This window comes from Heyndrickxia coagulans DSM 1 = ATCC 7050 (genome assembly GCF_000290615.1).
GTDB lineage: Bacteria > Bacillota > Bacilli > Bacillales > Bacillaceae_C > Weizmannia > Weizmannia coagulans.
Map to the genome: position 1 here is coordinate 1 of NZ_ALAS01000129.1, position 1,367 is coordinate 1,367.

Genomic DNA, 1,367 nt, shown 5'->3' on the forward strand with positions numbered 1-1,367 from the left:
TCGCTCGGTTGAAAGGTAAATTCATTGAGCCGGCAAGCCTATGTATTTTTTCTTGCAATTCTCTGCACTTTTTGCTTGCAAAAAACACATGCCGATGATACCGAACTCAATACAGCAACAGGCATGATGAAACGATCACCATTTTATCGGTACGCATCCATAGGGAGGATTTTCAAACGATTAATTTCGACCGCATTGACTGCTCCGATGCCATTGAAAGCTTTGAGCATAATATGCATTTTCTCAAAACAAAAGGGTTTCAAAAAGGTAAACAAATTAAACCTGTCTGAGTGAAAGACGAGTTTTCTTTATTAAGGTTTATTCCAACTGTTCAGGTTCAGAATCCTCGAAGGTAGCAAAACCCTACTCATAAACATTGATAAATACATGTGTTTCTTCATAAAAAATTAACAAAGGTGATGTATGCTTGAAGTAATTTTAATTAAGGAAAAGGTGGAAAATAGTTGGTTAAGAAAGTTTTTATTGGCGTATTTCTTATTTTAGCAGTTTTTTCTGTCGGACTTACGGTCTATAAAGAAACCCATCATCATTACGAATCTTTCACACGAGACCACCTCAACTCGGATATGCCAAATGCCAAAAAGGCACCGGAACATTCAGCTGTGCCGTCAAATGGGCAAAATGAAAGCGTTGTCGTTAGACGGGATGTGGGAATTGACATCGGGAATATCGCGCCGGATTTTACACTACCTACTATTGATAGACAAGATGTACGTTTATCTTCGTTACGCGGGAAGAAAATCATTCTAAATTTTTGGGCCACGTGGTGCCCGCCGTGTCGTGAAGAAATGCCGGATCTAGAAGCGTTCTATTCTAAGCATACTAAAGAGAAAAATGTGGTGGTATTAGCGGTTAACTTAACCTCCGCTGAAGCAAGTGTTGGCGATGTGAAAAAATTTATAAAGAAATACAACCTTACTTTCCCGGTATTACTCGCGAAATCGGATAAATTAGCGGCCCAATATCAAGCGTTCACTATACCAACGAGTTACATTATTGATTCGAATGGTGTGATTAGGAATAAAAGAATTGGACCGATGGACCAGAAATGGATGAGTGAACAAATCGATGCCATTCGGTAAGCCATTCGCGAAAGAGGATGTCTGATGGAGAATAACGTTGTGTTGGTGATTGATAAAGATCCTAAGACCCAAAAAATATTAACCTATCATTTGAGGCAAGCTGGATTTAGACCGCTATCGGCGTATGATGGTTATGAGGGCCGAAAGATGTTTTTGGAACAAGACCCGTGTTTAATCCTCCTTCAATAAAGTTCAATTATCTCTCATTTACTCGCATATTCTCCAAATTTCATAGGTATTTGATTTACACCTAATCGTTGTCAC

At 39.0% G+C, this 1,367-nt stretch carries 1 protein-coding gene; it reads left to right on the forward strand.

The window, feature by feature from the left end:
- Positions 1-464 precede the first annotated feature (464 nt).
- Positions 465-1,103: a peroxiredoxin family protein gene (locus IC21_RS07115; RefSeq protein WP_029142926.1), complete on the forward strand. Its 639-nt coding sequence runs from the start codon at positions 465-467 to the stop codon at positions 1,101-1,103.
- Positions 1,104-1,367: the final 264 nt, after the last annotated feature.